The following is a 2,106-nucleotide window of genomic DNA, read 5'->3' as shown; positions in this document are numbered from 1 at the left end:
CTCTAAGAGTGCCCTCGGACTTGGCGGCGACGTGGCTGCGGAGACGGGTTGCAAGCGTGGAACTTCGAACGTGCCGGCGCTTTGTGGAACTTGCCGGTGGTTCACATCTGATCGGTGCCGCCATGGATCGATTGAAGCTCTCGCTGAGAAGTGCGCTGCTTGCGGCGCCATTGATACTCGCAGGTGGAAACGTGCTCGGTCGCGACGACGGCCGCTACGCGAATTCTCCCCTCAAGCCGTGGTTCGACAGCCTGCGCAGCCATCTCGGTCCGTGCTGCTCGGATGCGGATGGTTTCGCCGTTGCCGATCCCGACTGGGAGTCCCACAACGGGCATTACCGCGTGCGTCTCGACGGACAGTGGATCGACGTGCCGGACGAAGCCGTCATTACCGAGCCGAACCGGGCCGGCCGCACCATGGTGTGGCCGGTGAAGACTGCGTTCGGGATTTCGATCCGCTGCTTCATGCCGGGCAGCATGATCTGAGATACGCCAACGTCAGCGCTTGCTGGATTTGCGTTTCGACGACTTCTTCGACGACGTCTTGGAGCTTTTCTTGGACGTCTTCTTCGTCGTCTTCTTGGCGCTCTTCCGCTTGGCGGCCTTCTTCGGGACCTTCTTGCCCTTCTTGCGGGCCTTCGACAGTCCGATCGCGATCGCCTGCTTGCGGCTCTTGACGCGGCCGCCGCGCCCGCCACGGCCGCTCTTCGCGGTGCCCTTCTCGTAGCGCCGCATCTCGCTTGCGACCTCGTTGCCCGAACTGCGCGAGTAGCGTCGTTTCTTTGCCTTGCGTGCCATGCATGTTCTCCCTAGGGCGAGAAAAACCACTCGGCACAGCCATGGTTCCGGGAGAGCCTGCGTTGCCTTAGATGGACGCAGACTAGAACGAATTCGCCAACGCGATCTCCGCTTCGAGGGCCTGGATGCGCTGTGCGGCCTCGGTGAAGGACAGGTCACGTGCAAATTGGGCGGGCTGATAGGCCTCCTGGCTCAGCCGCTTCAGCTTGAGACCCTGCGCCCGCGTCATCTGCTCGCTCAGGAAAACCCTGGCGTCGTGTTTCCCATGAACTCGTTTGCCATGAACTTGCATGCCGTTCCTCCAGCTCAGAATACGACTTGACTATATGTTCTTATTTTGTTCTAACAAGCCATGGACAACAGAATTAATGAAATACGACGTAAAATCAGAGCCTTGAGGCTTGAGATGGCCGACGTAGAGGCGTCGGTGCGCGAGCTCGTCGATCGCGGCTGCGACTGCACGGATAAGGCTCTGGCGCAGATGGATCTGCGCCGGAGAATCAACCTCCTGATCGGCGAATGGAAGGCGGCCGGCGGTAGCCACGCTCTACCTGACGTCCGCCACAGGGTGCGTCTTCGGACCATAAAGATAGTCGGCCGCTGACGGCGGCGGAGCGAGTCAAAGCGAAAGGCTCCGCAATAGCGGAGCCCTTCGCGATCACAGTAAGCACCTATTTGGTGTTGGTCATGCCGCCTTTGTTCGTCATGGTACCGCCCTGATCGGAGCCGGGGCCGGAGCCGCCTTGGCCGGAAGGATCAGCGCCTTTCGGCGCCTTGGTGTTGGCGCCCGTGGTCTGCGACGACGTCGTCGAAGATCCATGCTTGGTCTTGTTCGACTTTGCCTGGGCAGCGAACGGCGCGGCGGCGAGACCGGCCGCCACCACGACGGCGAGCGCGAGGTTGGTGGTCTTCATACGGGAACTCCCTGAGTTAAATTGACGCAGGCAGCCAACCGATGCTGGTCGCGGGAGTTCCGCATCTCGCCGGTCACGCACGCTTCAAGATTGCTTGTCCTCCGCAAGAATGAACACGATGCCCGTGAGCGTCGCTCCGACCGCAAATGTTGTCACCAGAGTGAGAGTGACCACAACAGCGGCTTGGCCTCCGCCGTTATTCAGCAGGTCGGCCACGGCCGGATTGGACAGGACGAGCGTGAGACTGAAGGTGAGGCCGAGAGCAGCGCCCATCATTGCATGCGTCATCAGCTTGAGGAGCCCGCAGGCAGAGACCAGTTCAGACGATTTCTTGGAGCGCATGGGACGGCATCCCGAACTGGCATGCAAACACGCCCGTGATTTCATGGTTCCTC

Annotated in this window: 6 protein-coding genes; 2 read left to right on the top strand and 4 right to left on the bottom strand. The window is 60.9% G+C overall.

Annotation, left to right across the window (positions count from 1 at the left end):
• Window positions 1-122 precede the first annotated feature (122 nt).
• Window positions 123-485, top strand: a complete 363-nt coding sequence (locus JHD07_RS38405) for a hypothetical protein (protein ID WP_291631709.1) — start codon at window positions 123-125, stop codon at window positions 483-485.
• A 12-nt stretch (window positions 486-497) separates the two neighbouring features.
• Here the strand turns inward: JHD07_RS38405 and JHD07_RS38400 are convergent, their stop codons facing one another.
• Together JHD07_RS38400 and JHD07_RS38395 are read right to left on the bottom strand one after the other, a co-directional pair.
• Window positions 498-797 (bottom strand): DUF6496 domain-containing protein, encoded by a 300-nt coding sequence (locus JHD07_RS38400; RefSeq protein WP_291631707.1) that lies wholly within the window; start codon window positions 795-797, stop codon window positions 498-500.
• Window positions 798-879: 82 nt separating this feature from the next.
• Window positions 880-1,089, bottom strand: coding sequence for a DUF3072 domain-containing protein (locus tag JHD07_RS38395; protein ID WP_291631705.1), 210 nt, complete (start codon window positions 1,087-1,089; stop codon window positions 880-882).
• Window positions 1,090-1,203: 114 nt separating this feature from the next.
• On the opposite strand from JHD07_RS38395, the gene JHD07_RS38390 reads away from it, so the two are divergent.
• Window positions 1,204-1,401 carry a hypothetical protein gene (locus tag JHD07_RS38390; RefSeq protein WP_291631704.1) on the top strand — a complete coding sequence of 66 codons (198 nt, stop codon included), beginning with the start codon at window positions 1,204-1,206 and terminating at the stop codon, window positions 1,399-1,401.
• Between the two features lie 67 nt (window positions 1,402-1,468).
• Here JHD07_RS38390 and JHD07_RS38385 read toward each other — a convergent pair whose 3' ends face one another.
• Window positions 1,469-1,711 (bottom strand): hypothetical protein, encoded by a 243-nt coding sequence (locus JHD07_RS38385; protein ID WP_291631702.1) that lies wholly within the window; start codon window positions 1,709-1,711, stop codon window positions 1,469-1,471.
• Between the two features lie 84 nt (window positions 1,712-1,795).
• Window positions 1,796-2,106, bottom strand: a 311-nt coding sequence (locus JHD07_RS38380) for a hypothetical protein (RefSeq protein WP_291631700.1), incomplete at its 5' end; no start/stop codon positions are given.

The organism is Bradyrhizobium sp. (genome assembly GCF_016462955.1).
Taxonomy (GTDB): Bacteria; Pseudomonadota; Alphaproteobacteria; order Rhizobiales; family Xanthobacteraceae; genus Bradyrhizobium.
This window is presented reverse-complemented; position numbering and strand designations above follow the sequence as displayed.

Coding starts and splice junctions, on each gene's coding strand:
- JHD07_RS38395 (WP_291631705.1), bottom strand. CDS start 1,089: ATGCAAGTTCATGGCAAACGAGTTCATGGGAAACACGACGCCAGGGTT.
- JHD07_RS38390 (WP_291631704.1), top strand. CDS start 1,204: ATGGCCGACGTAGAGGCGTCGGTGCGCGAGCTCGTCGATCGCGGCTGC.
- JHD07_RS38400 (WP_291631707.1), bottom strand. CDS start 797: ATGGCACGCAAGGCAAAGAAACGACGCTACTCGCGCAGTTCGGGCAAC.
- JHD07_RS38405 (WP_291631709.1), top strand. CDS start 123: ATGGATCGATTGAAGCTCTCGCTGAGAAGTGCGCTGCTTGCGGCGCCA.
- JHD07_RS38385 (WP_291631702.1), bottom strand. CDS start 1,711: ATGAAGACCACCAACCTCGCGCTCGCCGTCGTGGTGGCGGCCGGTCTC.